This is a genomic window from Streptosporangium sp. NPDC002524 (assembly GCF_040295985.1).
Lineage (GTDB): Bacteria > Actinomycetota > Actinomycetes > Streptosporangiales > Streptosporangiaceae > Streptosporangium.
The window spans coordinates 13,016-30,728 of record NZ_JBEOWK010000022.1 but is presented as its reverse complement, the minus strand read 5'-3'; the positions used below and the strand labels follow the sequence as shown (position 1 = coordinate 30,728).

Annotated in this window: 13 protein-coding genes; 10 read left to right on the top strand and 3 right to left on the bottom strand. The window is 72.8% G+C overall.

What is annotated here, in order from left to right:
• Positions 1 to 502 precede the first annotated feature (502 nt).
• From ABT053_RS31660 to ABT053_RS31650, 3 genes are all read left to right on the top strand, one after another.
• Positions 503 to 1,261: a class I SAM-dependent methyltransferase gene (locus tag ABT053_RS31660; protein WP_350973964.1), complete on the top strand. Its 759-nt coding sequence runs from the start codon at positions 503 to 505 to the stop codon at positions 1,259 to 1,261.
• Positions 1,262 to 1,298: 37 nt separating this feature from the next.
• Positions 1,299 to 2,537 carry a DNA polymerase IV gene (locus ABT053_RS31655; protein WP_350973963.1) on the top strand — a complete coding sequence of 413 codons (1,239 nt, stop codon included), beginning with the start codon at positions 1,299 to 1,301 and terminating at the stop codon, positions 2,535 to 2,537.
• A gap of 147 nt (positions 2,538 to 2,684) precedes the next feature.
• Positions 2,685 to 3,098, top strand: coding sequence for an SCO2097 family morphological protein (locus ABT053_RS31650; protein WP_344747391.1), 414 nt, complete (start codon positions 2,685 to 2,687; stop codon positions 3,096 to 3,098).
• A gap of 526 nt (positions 3,099 to 3,624) precedes the next feature.
• On the opposite strand, the gene ABT053_RS31645 is transcribed toward ABT053_RS31650, so the two are convergent.
• Genes ABT053_RS31645 through ABT053_RS31635 form a run of 3 tightly spaced genes read right to left on the bottom strand, consistent with a single transcriptional unit; the run spans position 3,625 to position 8,293 of the window.
• A complete protein-coding gene (locus tag ABT053_RS31645) occupies positions 3,625 to 6,066 on the bottom strand; it encodes a transglutaminase TgpA family protein (RefSeq protein WP_350973961.1) in 2,442 nt (813 codons plus the stop codon).
• Positions 6,063 to 7,319 (bottom strand): DUF58 domain-containing protein, encoded by a 1,257-nt coding sequence (locus tag ABT053_RS31640; protein ID WP_350973959.1) that lies wholly within the window; start codon positions 7,317 to 7,319, stop codon positions 6,063 to 6,065. Before ABT053_RS31640 ends, ABT053_RS31645 begins: the two co-directional genes overlap by 4 nt.
• Positions 7,316 to 8,293 carry an AAA family ATPase gene (locus ABT053_RS31635; protein WP_350973957.1) on the bottom strand — a complete coding sequence of 326 codons (978 nt, stop codon included), beginning with the start codon at positions 8,291 to 8,293 and terminating at the stop codon, positions 7,316 to 7,318. The genes ABT053_RS31640 and ABT053_RS31635 overlap by 4 nt, the downstream gene beginning before the upstream one ends.
• A 490-nt stretch (positions 8,294 to 8,783) precedes the next feature.
• Between ABT053_RS31635 and mraZ the strand changes: the two genes are divergently transcribed.
• The 7 genes from mraZ (at position 8,784) to mraY (ending at position 17,693) form a co-directional block, all read left to right on the top strand.
• Positions 8,784 to 9,215, top strand: a complete 432-nt coding sequence (gene mraZ / locus ABT053_RS31630) for a division/cell wall cluster transcriptional repressor MraZ (RefSeq protein ID WP_344747384.1) — start codon at positions 8,784 to 8,786, stop codon at positions 9,213 to 9,215.
• Between the two features lie 225 nt (positions 9,216 to 9,440).
• Positions 9,441 to 10,433, top strand: coding sequence for a 16S rRNA (cytosine(1402)-N(4))-methyltransferase RsmH (rsmH, locus tag ABT053_RS31625; protein ID WP_350973956.1), 993 nt, complete (start codon positions 9,441 to 9,443; stop codon positions 10,431 to 10,433).
• 43 nt (positions 10,434 to 10,476) lie between these two features.
• A complete protein-coding gene (locus ABT053_RS31620; RefSeq protein ID WP_350973954.1) occupies positions 10,477 to 10,935 on the top strand; it encodes a hypothetical protein in 459 nt (152 codons plus the stop codon).
• A gap of 842 nt (positions 10,936 to 11,777) precedes the next feature.
• Positions 11,778 to 13,508 (top strand): peptidoglycan D,D-transpeptidase FtsI family protein, encoded by a 1,731-nt coding sequence (locus ABT053_RS31615; RefSeq protein ID WP_502991913.1) that lies wholly within the window; start codon positions 11,778 to 11,780, stop codon positions 13,506 to 13,508.
• Positions 13,509 to 13,548: 40 nt separating this feature from the next.
• The gene (locus ABT053_RS31610; RefSeq protein ID WP_350973950.1) at positions 13,549 to 15,093 is read left to right on the top strand and encodes a UDP-N-acetylmuramoyl-L-alanyl-D-glutamate--2,6-diaminopimelate ligase; all 1,545 of its coding nucleotides are present in this window, start codon (positions 13,549 to 13,551) and stop codon (positions 15,091 to 15,093) included.
• 12 nt (positions 15,094 to 15,105) lie between these two features.
• Positions 15,106 to 16,638 (top strand): UDP-N-acetylmuramoyl-tripeptide--D-alanyl-D-alanine ligase, encoded by a 1,533-nt coding sequence (locus tag ABT053_RS31605; protein WP_350973948.1) that lies wholly within the window; start codon positions 15,106 to 15,108, stop codon positions 16,636 to 16,638.
• Complete coding sequence (gene mraY, locus ABT053_RS31600) at positions 16,635 to 17,693, top strand: phospho-N-acetylmuramoyl-pentapeptide-transferase (protein WP_350973947.1); 1,059 nt, start codon at positions 16,635 to 16,637, stop codon at positions 17,691 to 17,693. Before ABT053_RS31605 ends, mraY begins: the two co-directional genes overlap by 4 nt.
• Positions 17,694 to 17,713 lie beyond the last annotated feature (20 nt).

Below are 17,713 nucleotides of genomic sequence, written 5' to 3'. Positions count from 1 at the left end.
CCGCCGCCCCCGCCTCCGCCCCGGCGCGCTCCCGTCTCGCCTTCACCGGAAGCACCCCCTTCCCCGCCGGTTTCGTCCGCGGGGCTCCGCCGTGCTTACCCGCGGGACCGGTCCTCTTTCCTCCCGGCTTGCCCGCGGGACCGGACCGCGCCCGGAAAAAGACTCGATCAAGCGCGAGTATGGATGGTCCTTGGGCCGCGCCGGGGGGCGCGCGACGTAGGCTGGGCTTGTCGTTGGACATTCGGGGCGAACACCCTGTCCTCCGGGCAAGAAGGAAAGCCTTCTCGCCCTGTCGGTTCAACCCGTTAGGGTTGGGGTGTCCCGCGGCAGCCATGCGGGACCTGTGGTTTCGAACGCGGCAGGGCGTGCCGTGTCTGCGCGGGGAGGCTCGGGGTGACCCGGGCCGCAGAACCGCGAACCGACAGACCCGACCGGCGGTCGGGTGCTGAAATCCGTGGCTCCGGCCGCGGAGGACGTCAACGTACGAGGAGGCGATCTGAAGTTGCACGCCGTAGGCATCTCACGGCAGGCGGGCACTCCCGCGGTCCGCACGGCGGTCGTGTGGGACGTCCTGAGTGCCGTGCTGGCCGAGCGGGTGGCCGCGACAGGCCGTGAGCGGCTCGACATCGTCGACGCCGGAGGCGGCACGGGGGGTTTCGCCGTTCCCCTGGCCGACCTCGGGCACGCCGTGACGGTCGTCGACCCCAGTCCCGACTCGCTCGCCGCGCTGGAGCGCCGCGCGGCGGAGGCGGGGGTGGAGGTCCGAGCACTGCAGGGCGACGCCGCGGACCTGCAGGAGCTGCTCCCCGCCGGCGGCGCCGACCTGGTGCTCTGCCACAGCGTGCTCGAGTACGTGGAGGATCCGGCCGGCGCGATGAAGGCGATGGCCGGCCTGCTGCGCGAGGGCGGCGTGATCAGCGTCCTCGCCGCCAACCCGCTCGCCGCCGCGCTCCACCGCTCCATCGCGGGCAGGTTCGACGAGGCCCGCCAGGTCCTGGACGACCCCGAGGGCCGGTGGGGAGATCGCGACCCCACGCCCAGGCGGTTCACCCGCGAGGCCCTGGAGCGGCTGCTCGCCGTGACGGGCTTCGCGCCCGGCGAGGTCCACGGCGTGCGGGTCTTCGCCGACCTGGTGCCCAGCAGGCTGCTCGACGGCGAGCCCGGGGCCGCCCGCGCCCTGGTCGCCCTGGAGCAGGCGGCGGCCGCGCACCCGGTGCTCCGCGACATCGCCACCCAACTACACGTCCTTGGCCACCGGTGAACGCCGCGTCGAACGCCTGTTCCCGTAGAATGACGCCGTGTCGAGAAAGCAGCAGATACCGCGTCCGGGTTCCGATCTGGGGACGGACGACACCGGCTGCCCGATCCTCCACGTCGACATGGACGCCTTCTACGCGGGCGTCGAGCTGCGCGACCGTCCCGACCTTCGGGGCACCCCCGTCATCATCGGCGCGCCCGGGGCGCGCGGGGTGGTGCTCAGCGCCACCTACGAGGCCCGGAGGTTCGGGGTGCACTCGGCCATGCCCATGACCCGGGCCCGGCGGCTCTGCCCCCAGGCGGTGATCATCCCGCCCAGCCGGGGCAAATACTCGGAGGTCTCCCGGCGCGTCATGGAGATCTTCCAGACCTTCACCCCCGAGGTCGAGCCGATCGCCTCCGACGAGGCGTTCCTCGACGTCGGCGGGGCCCGCAAGCGTCTCGGCCCGCCGGCGGCGATCGCCCGGATGATCCGCGAGCAGGTCGAGCGCGAGCAGGGCATCACCTGCTCCGTCGGGGTCGCCGGCAGCAAGTTCGTGGCGAAGCTCGCCTCCCAGCACTGCAAGCCCGACGGCCTGTTCGTGGTGCCCGCCGACCGGGTGGTCGACTTCCTGCACCCGCTCCCCGTGGCGGCCCTGTGGGGCGTCGGGGAGCGCACCGAGGGGTCACTGGCCCGCCTGGGCATCAGGACCGTCGGAGACCTCGCCCACGTCCCGGTGGACACGCTCCAGCGGGAGCTGGGCCAGGCGGCGGGCGCGCACCTGGCGGCACTCGCCTGGGGGCGCGACGAGCGCCCGGTGACCCCCGACGTCCCCGACAAGAGCATCGGCGCGGAAGAGACTTTCGCCACAGACATCGCCGACCCCGCGGAGATCCGCAGGGAGCTGCTCCGGCTGTCGGAGCGGGTCGCCGCGAGGCTCAGGCGGGGCGGCAGCGTCGGCCGCACGGTCAGCGTCAAGCTCCGCCGGGCCGACTTCACCACCATCTCCCGGTCGCGGAGCCTGCGCGAGCCCACCGACGTCGCCAAGATCCTGTACGACGTCTCCTGCGCCCTCTACACCGCCTCCGGCCTGGAGAACGTCCGTCTGAGGCTGGTCGGCGTACGGGTGGAGAACCTCAGCCCGGCGGCCGGCGCGACCCGGCAGCTCGGCCTCGGAGAGCGCGAGACGGGCTGGCGGGAGGCCGAGCAGGCGATGGACAGGGCGGCCCGCAGATTCGGTCAGGACGCAGTCCTTCCGGCCTCCCTTGTTCGCCCTCCGTTTGATGGAATAGATCCATGAATCCGCCTCCGGTTTGGACTACGTTGGACGTTTTCTTTCGTCTACGTCTACAGCCTCGTATTCTGGGGATAACCGACCGCGAGGTTCGGACACCCCGTGTCGTCCGTCACCGTCTTCCCCGTCCTGGGGCTGTCCTTGGGAGGCGCCGTGCCGCTCTCTGAGCACGAGCAGCGCTTGCTCGACCAGATCGAGCAGGCCCTCTACGCCGAGGACCCGAAGTGGGCCAATACCGTCAGGATCAGTGATCCCCGCAGCCACTACAGGCGTCGCCTGGTGAAGGCCTTCATCGGCTTCATCCTGGGTGTCGTCCTGCTGATGGTCGGCGTCGTGATCAACAACGTCCCGCTCGGCATCCCGCTCGGCGTCGGCGGTTTCGTGGTCATGCTCGCCGCATGCCTATGGGGTCTGTCCAGCTGGAAGCGTATGAACGGTTTCGGCGAGGCCAACGCGGCCACGCCGGCCGATCAGCCGCGAGGCAAGGGAGGGCGCCGGGCCGGCTCCCGCCAGAGCTTCATGGAGCGGATGGAGGAGCGCTGGCGCCGTCGACACGACGAACGCTAGCCCGGCAGGGTCCGCCGCCGTCCACGGCGGCTCTCCCTGACGGATCCCCCCTGTGACGACGGGCCACTCCCGGTACGGGAGCGGCCCGTGTCATCCACCGGGTCCGCCCGCATGCCCCGGCGACCCGGTTTCGCCGTTCCTTTTCGCAGGTGGGGCCCCTCCGGGCGAAGGCCCACCGGCCGGACACGAGCGGGGTCGGCCATCCCCCTCAACGATCGAGGTCCGCTCCCACCCGCGCTCCCCGAGCCGTCGTCTCACGCTTCCGGAGCACCCGCGCCCCACGGATCCCGTTGCCCTACACCTCTGAGGGCCGGGGTCCGTCGTCCCGGGCCCCGGCGACCCGGAGGCGGACACCCGGCTTTTGAACGATCTACCCGGGCCCGCCGCCCCATCCTGAAGGTTACTGTTCCGTACCTCCCGGCGGCCTCACAGACCTCCAGCGGCCGGGGATCCCGGCCCGCGCACCCGGCCGCCGTCCCCTCGATGATCGGGACGCGGTCGTGCGCGTCCCGATCACCGAGGGGCGCTAGGCGCCCTTCCTGACCGGCCTGCGGAGCCGGATGTTCTCCAGGCGGTCGAAACCGTCCAGCACCCGCCCGCCCAGCGCCCGCATCCGCAGGAGCGTGGAGGGCGGCAGCAGCACGGCCCTGATCCGCCTGCCGCGGGTCACGGTGGCCGCCAGCGCCCGCCGCACGCTCCGCATGTCCTCGCGGAGGGTACCGATCTCGCCCGGGGTCCTGGCGTAGAGCGTCCGCTCCACCGCCGAGGCGATCCTCGCCAGCGCGGCGGCCGCCTCCGGCTCGAACCGGTACTGCTCGGCCAGCCGCCCGGCCAGCGCGCGCGGGCTCTCGCTCGCCTGCCGGGACATCCCGTAGTCGCACAGGGCGTCGTCGAGCTCGGCCCACGCGACCGTCACCGCCGGCTCCCGGCGGATCTCCCTGACGGCCGCGGGGGAGGCGGCGCCGCCGGGATCCGGGACGGCCGGACCCCCGCCCGCGGGGTCCGCGGCCCGCCGGGTGTAGGACCTGCCGCGGCGGACCCGCAGCTGCCAGCGGACCAGCGCGGGGATCAGCGCGACCAGCAGCGCGATCGCGACCCCGATGCCGATCTTCGCGGCGAGCGGCGTTCCCTCGTCCACCGGGGTCAGCGCGCCGCCGAACTCCCTGTCGAGGATCTCGTCGCGGCGGTCGTTCGCCGGTCCGGTCGGCGAGTCGGATCCGGTGGGACCCGACGACGGCGCCGCGCTCGGCTCGTCGGGGGCGTCCGGCGCCACCTCGGGCAGGGTGTAGGACGGCACCGTCGCGCTGCCCTGGCCCGCCCCGCCCGCCGGGGTGGGCTCGAAGCGGAGCCACCCGGTGCCCTCGAAGTACAGCTCGGGCCAGGCGTGCGAGTCGTGGGTGCGCACCTGCCACCCGTCGGAGGTGACGCTGCCCCCGGTGTAGCCGATGGCGACCCGGGAGGGGATGCCCAGGACGCGCGCCAGCACCGCCATGGAGGCGGCGAACTGCTCGCAGTAGCCGGTCCTGTTGCGGATCAGGAAGTCCGTCAGCGCCGGCCCGTTGTGCCCCTGGGTGGCCAGGCTGTAGGTGAACCCGCCGCTCTCGGTGAAGAACTCCTGCAGCTGGATCGCCTGCTCGTACGGGCTGGCACCCCGCTCGGTCTCCTGGAGGGCGAGCTGCCTGATCTCGTCCGGCAGGTTCTCCGGCAGCGCCAGGTACCGTTCCCTGATCGCCGCCGCGGGCGGGGCCGCCGCCTTGAGCCGGTCCACGGTGGGCTTGGGCTCGGCGGTGACGGCCTGGTACGTCAGGCCCCCCGCGGTGTTCCGCGTGGAGAAGACCATGAGCGTGTCGCGGTCGGGACGCCAGTCGCCCGCCACCGTGACCCTGGACACCGGGTAGGGCAGGGGCAGGAAGCTCAGCCTCCTGACCTGGTCGCTCACCGTGACGGTGAGGTTCGCGGGCGTGACGGGCACGCTGGAGCTCTGGCCGGGGGGCGAGGGCATCGGCGCGTCGGAGGTCCGGTCCTCGGGACGGCCCCTGGGCTCCGACATCGTCCACTGCTCGCCGTCGAAGATGTCGAGCGAGTACATCCTCAGGTAGCGCGGCGTGCTGTCGCTGGCCCGGTAGGTCAGGACGGTGGAGTTCTCCGGCAGCGACAGCTGGCCGCGCAGGTTGACCATGGGGTTCGGGATGCTGATCGAGTTGCCGCCGCCCCTGCCGTTGCCCACGCCGAAGCTGAACAGCGGGTTGGGCTCCATGGTGGGCAGCAGCGCGGGCAGCAGGACGGCGAGCGCGATCGCGGTGAAGCCGATACGCCTGCCGGAGAGCCGCAGGGCCCCGCTGTCGGAGGGCGTGGGCCGGGTGACGGTGAAGGACGACGTGCGGCGCACCAGCACCGCGCGGCCCCAGTGGCTGACCCGCTCCCGCCCGTCGGCGACGAGGATCCCCAGGTAGCCCAGGGCCCCGATGATGAACGCCGGCCAGCTGATCGGCTCGGCGACCACCGCCGCCGGGACCGTGAACAGCGCCAGCAGCGGCAGCCCGGTGAGGGCCGCCCTGCGCAGCCGCGCGGCCAGCAGGTCCACCAGGACGGCGATCAGGCCGACGCCGCCGCAGGTGAGCAGGACGATGCCGGTGCTGTCGGGAACCGGGGCGGCGAACCGCTGGATGTCGGCGAAGCCCGTCGTGAGCAGCCTGTCGAGCCTGGCGACCGAGTCCCAGGTGGGGACCACCCGCGCCCACGCCTCGTCCCCGGCGAACGTCGCCGTCAGGTAGATCCACACGGCCAGCACCTGCGCGGGCGGCGCGAGCCAGCCGGGCAGCGTGTAGTGGCCGGCCAGCGCGCCGATCCCGGTCACGACCAGGATGGCGCCCAGGCTCGACCAGAACCAGGCGCCGCCCTGGAAGAGCGGGTAGAGCGCGATCGCGACCGCTCCGGTCGCCACACCCGACGCGATGGAAAGTCTCATGAGCCACCCCTGCTCGCCGCGAACCGTCCGCGTTGCGCGACGTCCGGCCACACGCTCGCGACCGACGCGCCGGCGGGCAGCCGCACGACGCGCCAGCCCGTCCCGGTGAACACCGACCGCGCCGCCTGGAACTCCTCGTCCTCGCCCAGCTCGGGACGCTCCCACGCCTCCACGTCCAGCATCACGGCCACGCCGGTCACGTTGCCGTGCCTGGCCCTGGACAGCTCCTGGGCCTGGTCGAGGTCCATCTTGCCGAGCACGGCCACGATCAGGCCGTCGCCGCCGCCCTGCCGCAGCGCGCCGACGCCGTACTCCAGCGACCGCGCCGTGCTGGCCCGTACGACGGCCAGGGTGTCCAGCAGCGACAGGCTGAGCCCGCTGTCGGTGAGGTGCTCGGCGCCCTGGTCGGTGACCAGGCGCAGGCCGAGACCCTCGTGGGCGAGGTGCACGCCGATGGAGGCCGCGGCCGAGACCGCCGCCTCGAACGACGAGCGCGGGCCCTCGCCCCGGTGGGCGTAGCGCCGGGTGTCCAGCAGCAGCGCGCCCCTGCTCTGCCACTGCTGTTCCTCGCGCCGCACCATCAGCTCGCCGTGCCTGGCGGTCGAGCGCCAGTGCACCCGCCGCAGGTCGTCGCCCTGGCGGTACTCGCGCGGCGCGACGTCGTCGTCCCCGGCCGCCGCTACGCTCCTGGTACGGCTGTCGCCCCCGCCCGTCCACTCGCCCGCCAGGCGGACGTGGGGCAGGGCCACCACCTGGGGCGTCACCATCAGCGTGTCGCTGATGGTGAACGACCTGGTCAGCTCGACCAGGCCGAAGGGGTCGCTGATCCGGATGGAGAGCGGCCCGATGCCGAACCGCCCGCGCAGGTCGGAGCGGACCCGGTAGTCGATCTCCCGGATCCCCTGCGCCTCCACCCGGTCCAGGACGAACCTGGGCCGGGCGCCGAGGGCGTAGGGGACGGTGTCCTCGATCATCAGCAGGCCGGTCGGCAGCCGGGTGACGTTCTCCAGCCGCAGCGTCACGGTGGCCTCGCTGCCCACCTCGGCCCTGGGCGGGTCCAGGCGCCGGGCGCAGCTCAGCCGGTAGCGGGTGCGGGCGACCACCATGGCCGCCAGCAGCGGCAGCGAGACGATCAGCACGCCGATCCTGAGCAGGTCGTGCTCGCCGAGGATGAAGGCGCACAGCAGCGCCGCGACGCCGGACGCGAGGAAGGACCGGCCGCGGGCGGTGAGCGCCTTGAGGCCGGAGGTCACCGGGCCTGGGCCTCGGGCACGGGCACCCGGCGGACCAGGTCGGCGATCACCTGCTCGGGCGGGCGGCGCTGCCCCTGGGCCTCGATGCTGGGCAGCAGCCGGTGCGCCAGGACGGGGACGCACAATTCCTGCAGGTCGTCGGGGATGACGTAGTCGCGGCCCGCGAGCGCGGCGTGCGCCCGCGCGGCCCTGACCAGCTGCAGGGTCGACCGGGGGGAGGCGCCCAGCCGCAGGTCGGGGGACTGGCGGGTGGCGGTCACCAGGTCGATCGCGTACTTCTTGATCGGCTGGGAGACGTAGACGCCGCGCACCGCCTCGATCAGCGCCTTCACCTGCTCGGTGGTGGCCACCGGCTCCAGCTTGTCCAGCGGGGAGGCGGCGCCGTGCACGTCGAGCATCTCCAGCTCCGCGGAGGGCGCGGGGTAGCCCATCGCGATCCGGGCGGTGAACCGGTCGCGCTGCGCCTCGGGAAGGGGGTAGGTGCCCTCCATCTCGATCGGGTTCTGCGTCGCGATCACCATGAAGGGGGAGTCGAGCCGGTAGGTCGCGCCGTCGACGGTGACCTGGTGCTCCTCCATGCACTCCAGCAACGCCGACTGGGTCTTCGGCGACGCCCGGTTGATCTCGTCACCCACCACGATGTTGGCGAAGACCGGGCCGGGCTTGAACTCGAACTCCCTGGTCTGCTGGTTGTAGGCGCTCACTCCGGTGATGTCGCTCGGCAGCAGGTCGGGGGTGAACTGCACGCGGCGCACCGGGCAGTCGATGGACCGCGCCAGCGCCTTGGCGAGCATGGTCTTGCCGACTCCCGGCACGTCCTCGATGAGGAGGTGCCCCTCGGCGAGCAGTACGGTCAAGGTCAGGCGGACGACGTCGCTCTTGCCCTCGATCACCGATTCGATCGACTGGCGGATCCGGTGCGCGGTGACGACAAGATCATCGAGCTGTGGTGAGACGTCATGGGTTACTGCCACCAGGCCTCCATGAGGATGCGGCGGTTGCGCGCCGGGGGGTTGCCGTTGCGGAATCTTTGCGATCCCGTTACTCATTCTGCTTACCGACACTACGGCGCCGTACGTTCCCTCGGCGACTTTATGTGGTCATCAGGGCGGATTCCGGGTAAACAGCCCTGGTGTGCGCGGCGACTGTCGCGATCCTGTACGGGCGGTGTGCCGACCCGGTGACGAGGCGGTGATCCGCCTTCCATCATTCTTCACCGCTCTCCGGTTTATTTCATGATCTTTAGCCTATTCGGCGCCCTTACCCGACACGCCCACGGTGCACGAGGGGCCGCTTACCCCCTCCACTCCGCACCACCCCATTTGAACTGGGGAAATGGCGGCGAAACCCGTCGTGAAGAGGCGTGGAATCAGTTGACGGTGGAGAGAAGTGGAGTATGGTGGTGCGCAGTGGAGGGCAGGGCTGCGACGCCTGGCGCTCCGCTGGGCACGGGAGGTGAGGCCGGTGTTCCTCGGCACCCACCACCCGCGTCTCGATGACAAGGGACGGCTGTTCCTGCCGGCGAAGTACCGCGAGGAGCTGGCGGAGGGTCTGGTGATCACCAAAGGCCAGGAGCGCTGCCTCTACGTCTTTCCCGTAGAGGAGTTCCAGCGCATAACCGAGGCTCTGCGCACCGCGCCGGTCACCGCCAAGGCGGTCCGTGACTACAGCCGCGTCCTCTTCGCCAGCGCCTCCGACGAGGTCGCCGACAAGCAGGGCCGGATCACCGTTCCACAGGCTCTGCGCGAGTACGCCAGCCTGCGCCGCGACTGCGTCGTCATCGGGGCCAACACCCGGCTGGAGATCTGGGCCGCGGACGCCTGGAGCGCCTATCTGGCCGACCAAGAGCAGGCTTTTGCCGATCTGTCGGAGGAGGTGCTGCCAGGGATTCTGTGACTCCACGGTCGACTCATCGGTAAAACGTCGTTCGGCGAGGTCTCCACCCGCAACCACCTGCCCGTCAGCTGATGCACCTTCCCCGGTGTCAGGTGACGGGCGGACACGCGGGTGCGGATGGGGACCTGGCCGGACGGCCCCGGGGGTGGGGGCCAGTTTCAAGACACCGGTGAGCGTCCGCCGCGCGTCCACGGGACGAGGCGGGAAAGAGGGGGGTTGCGCGTCATGCGCGCCGAAAATCACGACCATGATCTCCAGACGTCTGGGGGTCACGTCCCCGTCATGCTCGACCGGGTGCTGGAGTTGCTCGCTCCGGCGCTGGCCCGCCCCGCTCCCGTCCTCGTCGACGCCAACCTCGGCCTCGGCGGCCACGCGGAGGCGCTGCTCGCCGCGCACCCCGCGCTCCACCTGATCGGGATCGACCGCGACTCCACCGCCATCGAGCGCTCCACCGCCAGGCTCGCCCCGTACGCCGATCGGACCACGCTGGTCCGCGCGGTCTCCGACGAGCTTCCCGAGGTGCTCGCCGAGGTGGGGCACCCCCGCGTCGACGCCGCGCTGTTCGACCTGGGCGTCTCCTCCCCGCAGCTGGACGAGGCCGAGCGTGGTTTCGCCTACTCCTACGACGCGCCGCTGGACATGCGGATGGACCGCGACGAGGAGCTGACGGCCGAGGTCGTGGTCAACACCTACCCGGCCGCCGCGCTGATCCGGATCCTGCGGGATTACGGAGAAGAACGATTCGCCCCGCGTGTCGCGCACTTAATCATCAAGGAAAGGGCCAGAGAGGCCATAACGTCTACCAAGCGGCTTGCGGAGATCGTCAGGACGGCGATCCCGGCCGCTACTCGCAGGACCGGGGGAAACCCCGCCAAAAGGACTTTCCAGGCGTTGCGAATCGAGGTGAACGCGGAGTTGACGGCGCTGGAACGCGCGCTCCCGGCCGCGCTCGACGCATTGACGCTGGGCGGGCGCGTCGTCGTGCTCGCGTACCACTCCCTTGAGGACCGGCTGACGAAGCAGGTCATCACCGCGCGGACCAGGGAAACCGGCCCTCCCGGCCTGCCGGTCCCGCTGCCGGCTCACCAGCCGCGGTTCGCGCTCCTGACGAGGGGGGCCGAGCTTCCGAGCGAAGAGGAGGTGGCCCGCAACCCGCGGGCGGCCTCCGCCCGGTGTCGGGCGGCAGAGAGGATCCGTGAGGCAGTTGACGAGGAGTGAGACAGACGTCCGTCGCGCCGCGCCCAGCCGCGGCGCGCGCCCTGTGCGCGTCCCCCGCGCGGTGCCGCAGGGATACGGGACCAGGCCTGCGAGACCGGCCGGGCCTGCGCCCGCAGCCGCTCCGGCCGCGCAGCTCAAGGCGCCCGCGGCGCCCCGCCGCTCCCGGCCGCCGAGGGCTCCCTTCCTGCTGCTCGTGGTCGGCCTGCTCTGCGGCGGCCTGGTCAGCCTGCTGCTGCTGAACGCCGTGCTCGCCCAGGACTCCTTCAGGGCCAACGGGCTGCGCAAGGAGATCAGCGACCTGCGCATCCAGCAGGAGAGCAAGAAGAGCGCGATCATGAAGCAGGAGATGCCCGAGGCGGTGGCGAGGAACAACGAGCTCCAGGGGCTGGGGTCCGACTGGGACACCTTGCGTGTCATCGATCCCGACAAGCCCGCCGTCGGCGTCGCCGGTGACGTCCGGACGCCCGCGGGGCAGGAGCGAGTGCCGGGCACGGGCCGGTGAGGGAGAGCGGCGGACCGGGTCCCGGACAGGGCCGCGGTGGTTCCGCCGGAGGGCCGGCCGGAGGTTCGGGCCGCCGCTCTCCCGGCGGTCCCGGCCGTACGGCCAGGCCCGGCGGTTCCCCGGACGTTCCCGGCAGGCCGGGTAAGCCGGGCAGGCCGGGTTCCGGCGACGCCGGGCCCTCCGGGGCTCCCGGCGTGCCCGACCCCCCGGGGCCCGCGTCCCCGCGCAGGTCTCCCGGCTCGGGGAGGCCCGCTCCGGGCGGCTCCGGCCGCGCGGGTTCCCCGGGCGGCGCCCGGGAGGCCGACGGGCCGGGCAGGGCCGGTCCCGGCCGTGCGGGGGGTCCTCCCGCGGAGCCGGGCAGGCCGTCCGCCGGTTCCGGCAGGGGCGGTTCTTCCGCCAGGGGGCAGGGGGCCGACGGGCCGGGCAGGCCGGGTGCCTCCAGGGGACGGCCGTCCCCGGCCGACGGCCCCGGCAAGGGCAGGCCGGGCTCGGCCGGGAGACCGCCCGCCCAGGGCGGTTCCGGCAGGCCACCGGCCCCGGAGGGCTCCGGCAGGCCCGACAGATCTGACAAATCCGATAAATACGACAAGTCGGCTAGGCCGGGCAGGCCGGGCTCGGCGGCGAGGCCGCCGGCCGCGGGCCCGTCCGGCAGGTCCGGCTCCCCGGGCAGGCCGGGCCCGGCGGGCAGGTCCGGTCCCGGCGCGCGGCCGCCCGACCCGCTGGGCTGGGTGCGGTCCGTGCCGAGGCGCGGGGGCGAGCGGCCCGGGGACCACGATCACACCCGCACAATGACACGTGGTGGCGGCGGCAGGCCGCCCCGTCCTCCGGCGCGCCCGTCCGCGGTGCTGCGCCTGGGCAATCCCCGCAGGCGCATCGGCATCGGCCTGATGGCGATGACCTTCGTGCTGTCCATCTTCGCGGGACGGCTCATCCAGCTCCAGGGCCTCGACTCGAAGGTCTACACGGCGGAGGCGGCCAAGCAGCGCGTGCAGGGCGAGAAGCTGCCCGCCAGGCGGGGGTCGATCACCGACGTCAACGGCCACGAGCTCGCGCTCACCCTGGAGGCCCGCGAGATCTTCGTGGACCCGTCGGAGGTCTCCGCCGCGCAGCGCGACCGGGTGGCGACGATCCTGGCCAAGGAGCTGGGCACGCCCAAGGAGCCGATCGCCGCCAAGCTGGCCCAGAGCACCAGCCACTACCAGCAGCTCGCGGCGGCCGTCGACCCGGCGCTCGCCCAGCGGATCATGGCGTACGACCTCAAGGGGGTCGGCAGCAAGCACCGCTACCGGCGCGACTACCCGGGCGGTGACCTGGCGGGCACCCTGCTGGGGTTCGTCGGCACCGACGGCACCGGGCTGGCCGGGCTGGAGAGCACCTACGACAAGCTGCTCGCGGGCCGCGACGGCGAGCAGATCATCGAGACGGGCGCCAGGGGGCAGCGCATCCCGATGACCCGCAGCACCGTCCGGGCGCCCGTCGAGGGCAGGGACGTGCGGCTCACCATCGACCGCGACGTCCAGTGGGCCGCGCAGAAGGCGATCGGCGAGCAGGTCAAGGCGACCGGGGCGCGCACCGGCAGCGCCATCGTGATGGACACGCGGACCGGCCGGGTGCTCGCGATGGCCAACGCGCCCGAGCTCGACCTGAGGAACTGGATGAACGCCCCCGACACCGACCGGGTCAACCGGTCGGTCACGGACGTCTTCGAGCCGGGCAGCACCAACAAGGTCATCACCGCCGCGGCGGCGCTGGAGTCGGGGGCCGTGCGGCCGGAGAGCCTGTTCACGGTCGCCGACGAGATCAGGTGCGCCGACCGGGTGCTGAAGGACTCCCACCCACACCCCACCGAGCGCCTGACCTTCTCCGGCATCGTGGCGACCTCCAGCAACGTGGGCACGATCCTCGCGACCCAGAAGATCGGCGACGAGAAGCTCCACTCGATGCTCCAGCGCTTCGGGTTCGGCGCGAAGCCCGGCACCGGGCTGCCGGGGGAGGAGGCCGGGCTCCTGCCCGACTGGAAGAGCTGGTCGGGCAGCCAGCGCTGCACGATCGCGTACGGCCAGGGGGTCTCGGTGACGGCGCTGCAGACGGCGAGCGTCTACCAGACCATCGCCAACGGCGGGGTGCGCGTCACCCCGCAGGTCGTGGCCGGCACCACGGGGGAGAACGGCGCGTTCACGCCGTCGCCGCCGGGCAAGCGGACCCGGGTGGTCGGCGAGCGCACCGCGCGGGAGGTCGCCACCATGCTGGAGGCCGCGGTGAGCGAGGAGGGCACCGGCAACCTCGCCGCGATCGACGGCTACCGGGTGGCGGGCAAGACGGGCACCGCGATGCGCTACGACACCAGATGCCAGGGCTACTGCGGATACACCGCGACGTTCGTCGGCTTCGCCCCCGCGGACAAGCCCCGGCTCGTCGTCCTGGCGGTGCTCCAGGACCCCCAGGAGGGCCACTACGGCGGGGAGATCGCCGCGCCGGTCTTCAAGCAGGTGATGACGTTCGCGTTGAAGAGCGGGAAGATCCCGCCGACCGGAACCACTCCGTCCCCGGTGCGGATACGCGCCGGAGAGTGACGAGTGAAGGTACGCTCTCGCCGTGCATCCCCCGTCGTCAATGCGACCCTCAACCAGTTCACCCCGTCCGCTCTCGGGGCTGGCGAGCCTCATCGGCGCGCCCTCGGGCACGTCGCGAGCCCCGCTGGCCGCGGTGTCGGGGATCACCATCGACTCGCGCCAGGTGTGCCGGGGAGATCTCTACGTCGCGCTGCCGGGGGCCACGGCCCACGGGGCCGACTTCTCCGCCCAGGCCCTCGCCGCGGGCGCCAGCGCGATCCTGACCGACGAGGCGGGCAGGCGGGCCGCGGTCGCGACCGGCCTGCCGGTCCTCGTCGTGCCCGATCCGCGCGCCCTGCTCGGGCAGGTCTCCGCCTGGGTGTACGGCAACCCGGTGGCGGACGTGATGGTCGTCGGGGTCACCGGCACCAGCGGCAAGTCCACCGTCTCCTTCATGCTGGAGGCCGGGCTGCGGGCCGCGGGGCACAGTCCCGGGCTCGTCGGGGGCGTGGAGATCCACGTCGGTGAGCTGCGCCTCACGCCGAGGCTCACCACGCCGGAGGCGAGCGACCTGCAGGGCCTGTTCGCCCTGATGCGCGAGCGGGGCGTCACCGCCGCGGCGATGGAGGTCTCCAGCCACGCGCTGGCGCTCGGCCGGGTCGACGGGGTGTTCTACGACGTGGCGCTGTTCACCAACCTGTCCCAGGACCACCTCGACTTCCACCGCGACCTCGACGACTACTTCGCGACGAAGGCCCGGCTGTTCACCCCCGAGATGAGCCGCGTGGGGGTCGTCAACGTCGACGACGCCCACGGGCGGGAGCTCCTGGGCATCGCGAAGATCCCGATGACCACCTTCTCCGCCGAGGGCGCCGTCGAGGCCGACTGGCGGGCCGTGGACGTGCGCCTGGGCCCCGAGGGCAGCGCCTTCACGGTCGTGGGCCCCGGAGGCGTCGAGGAGGCCGCGTCGGTCGCCCTGCCCGGCCCCTTCAACGTGGCCAACGCGCTGGGCGCGATCGTCGCGCTGGTGGAGGCGGGTGTGCCGCTGCGGGCCGCGGTGGCGGGCGTCGGTACGCTGGCGGGGGTCCCCGGCCGGATGGAGCGGGTGCCCGGCGGCGAGGACTTCCAGGCCATCGTCGACTACTCGCACAAGCCCGGCGCGGTCGAGTCGGTCCTGCGCTCGCTGCGCGAGGTCACCGAGGGCAGGCTCGTCATCGTGCTCGGCTGCGGAGGTGACCGTGACCGTGGTAAACGCCCAATGATGGGAGAAGCCGCCGCAAGACTGGCAGATGTGGCTATTCTCACCAGCGACAACCCCCGCTCTGAGGACCCCCTGCGGATCCTCGCGGAGATGATGGACGGAGTTCTCGGCGTGTCCCAGGACGGGCGCGCACATGTGATCATTGAGCCGGACCGCGCCGCGGCCATCGACCTGGCCATCGGCCGGGCGGGTCTCGGTGACGTCGTCGTCGTGGCCGGCAAGGGCCACGAGCAGGGCCAGTACATCGGAGACCAGGTGCTTCCCTTCGACGACAGGCAGGTCGTGGCCGACGCGATCGCCAGGCGCAGGGACCGCACCGGGCGCCGAAGCACGTATGGAGAGTAGGGAAGACGCATCATGATCCCGTTGCCGCTGGCCAGGATCGCCGAGATCACCTCGGGGGCCCTCGCGGGCATGGCCGATCCACGCGCGGTGGTGCGCGGCCCGGTCGTCACCGACTCCCGCGCCGTCGAACCGGGGTCGCTGTTCGTCGCGATCAAGGGCGAACGGGTCGACGGGCACGACTTCGCCGCCCAGGCCGTCGCGGCCGGGGCGGTCGCCGTGCTCGCCTCCCGGCCCGTCGACGCGCCCGCCGTCATCGTGGGCGACACCGTGGCCGCCATGACGGTCCTGGCCACCGCGGTCTGCGCGGCCCTGCCCGCGGCCACGGTGATCGGCCTCACCGGCTCCGCGGGCAAGACCACCACCAAGGACCTGCTGGCCAGGCTCACCGCGAGGATCGGCCCGACGGTCGCCACGTCCGGCTCGTTCAACAACGAGATCGGCCACCCGCTGACCGTGCTGAAGTCCGGCGAGGACACCCGCTACCTGGTGCTGGAACTCGGCGCGAGGAGCGCGGGGCACATCACCCACCTCACCCGCGTCGCCCCGCCGAGGATCGGCGTGGTCCTCAACGTCGGCACCGCCCACCTGGGCGTCTTCGGCGGCAAGGAGGAGATCGCCAGGGCCAAGGGCGAGCTGGTCGAGGCGCTGCCCGCCGAGGGCGTGGCCGTGCTCAACGCCGACGACCCGCTGGTGGCCGCGATGGCCGCCCGCACCGGCGCCCGCGTCACCTGGTACGGCCGGGCCGAGGGCGCGACCGTGCGGGCCGAGAACGTCACCGTCGACGAGCGGGGACGCGCCTCCTTCACGCTGCGCACCCCCTCCGGCGCCGCCCCGGTCGTCCTGCGCCTGTACGGCGAGCACGCGGTGGAGAACGCGCTCGCCGCCGCCGCGGCCGCCTACGAGCTCGGCCTGCCGGTCGCCACCATCGCCGAGGAGCTGTCGGAGGCCGAGCCCCGCAGCCGCTGGCGGATGGAGGTCACCGACCGCGCGGACGGCGTGACCGTGATCAACGACGCCTACAACGCCAACCCCGACTCCATGCGGGCCGCCTTCGGCACGCTGGACGCGCTCGCGGGCGACCGCCGCCGCTTCGCGGTCGTCGCCGCGCTGCGCGAGCTGGGTGACGAGAGCGCCGCGCTCAACGAGGGCCTGGGGCGCCTGGCCGGGGGCGCGGGCCTCACGGGCCTGTTCGTCGTCGGGCCCGACGCGGACCCGGTCCTGGCCGGGGCGAGGGCCGCCGTACGGGACGCGGGCCGCGTGCCGGCCGTCTCCGGCGCGCACGCCGGGCCGCACCACGGGACGGGGGGACCGCCGGGCGCCGGCCCGGACGGCGGCCCCTCGCCCGTCGCCGCGTTCGGCGAGGACCTGGGGGCCGGTGGCGGCGTCCCGGCCGCCACCCGGGTCTCGCACGCCGCCGACGCCGCCCAGGCGGGCGCGGAGCTGGCGGCGATGCTGGCGCCCGGCGACGTCGTGCTGGTGAAGGGGCCGCGCGCGGCGGGGCTCGAACGCGTGGCCGCGGCGCTGCTCGGGGGTGACCGCCGATGAGGGAGATCCTCGTCGCGGCCGCGGTCAGCCTGCTGCTGTCCATGCTGGGCACGCCGCTGGCGATCCGCCTGTTCTCCCGGCGCGGCTACGGGCAGAGCATCCGGGAGGAGGGACCCTCCGGCCACCACGACAAGCGCGGCACCCCCACCATGGGCGGCACCGTGATCGTGATCGCCGCGCTGGTCGGCTTCGCCTGCGCCCACCTGTACAGCTTCACGCCCCCCACGGTCTCCGCCGTCCTCGTGCTGTTCCTGATGACGGGACTGGGCGCGGTCGGCTTCCTCGACGACTTCATCAAGATCTACAAGCAGCGCAGCCTCGGCCTGCGCAGCGGTGCCAAGGCACTGGGCCAGCTCATCGTCGGCGCGGTCTTCGCGGTCCTGGTGACCCGCTTCCCCAACGCGTACCTGATCACCCCGGCCGAGACGCGCCTGTCGTTCCTGAGGGACTTCGGCCCCTCCATCGGCCTCATCGGGTTCACCATCTGGGTGCTGGTCATGATCGTCGGGTTCTCCAACGCGGTGAACCTCACCGACGGCCTCGACGGCCTGGCCAGCGGCGCCACCGGCGTGGTGCTCGCCTCGTACGTGCTGATCGGCAACTGGCAGCTGCGCAACAGCTGCACCACCCAGCTCGGGCCCAACTGCTACTGGGTGCGCGACCCGCTGGACCTGGCCGTGGTCGCCGCCGCGGTGCTCGGCGCGCTGGTCGGGTTCCTGTGGTGGAACGCCCCGCCCGCGAAGATCTTCATGGGCGACACCGGCTCGCTCGCCCTGGGCGGCGTGCTCGCCGGGCTGGCCATCACCACCAGGACCCAGATCCTGCTGATCATCCTCGCCGGGATGTGCGTGCTCATCACCATGTCGGTGATCATCCAGGTCGGGTTCTTCAAGATGACCGGAAAACGGGTCTTCAGGATGGCCCCGCTCCAGCACCACTTCGAGCTGAAGGGCTGGGCCGAGACGACCATCGTGGTCCGCTTCTGGCTGATCGCCGCCCTGTGCGCCGCGGCCGGGCTGGGGATCTTCTACGTGGAATGGATGCCCAGGCTGTGAACGGTCGGACGAGGCTGGCA

Coding starts and splice junctions, on each gene's coding strand:
- ABT053_RS31645 (WP_350973961.1), bottom strand. CDS start 6,066: ATGAGACTTTCCATCGCGTCGGGTGTGGCGACCGGAGCGGTCGCGATC.
- rsmH (WP_350973956.1), top strand. CDS start 9,441: ATGCGCGCCGAAAATCACGACCATGATCTCCAGACGTCTGGGGGTCAC.
- ABT053_RS31610 (WP_350973950.1), top strand. CDS start 13,549: ATGCGACCCTCAACCAGTTCACCCCGTCCGCTCTCGGGGCTGGCGAGC.
- ABT053_RS31605 (WP_350973948.1), top strand. CDS start 15,106: ATGATCCCGTTGCCGCTGGCCAGGATCGCCGAGATCACCTCGGGGGCC.
- mraY (WP_350973947.1), top strand. CDS start 16,635: ATGAGGGAGATCCTCGTCGCGGCCGCGGTCAGCCTGCTGCTGTCCATG.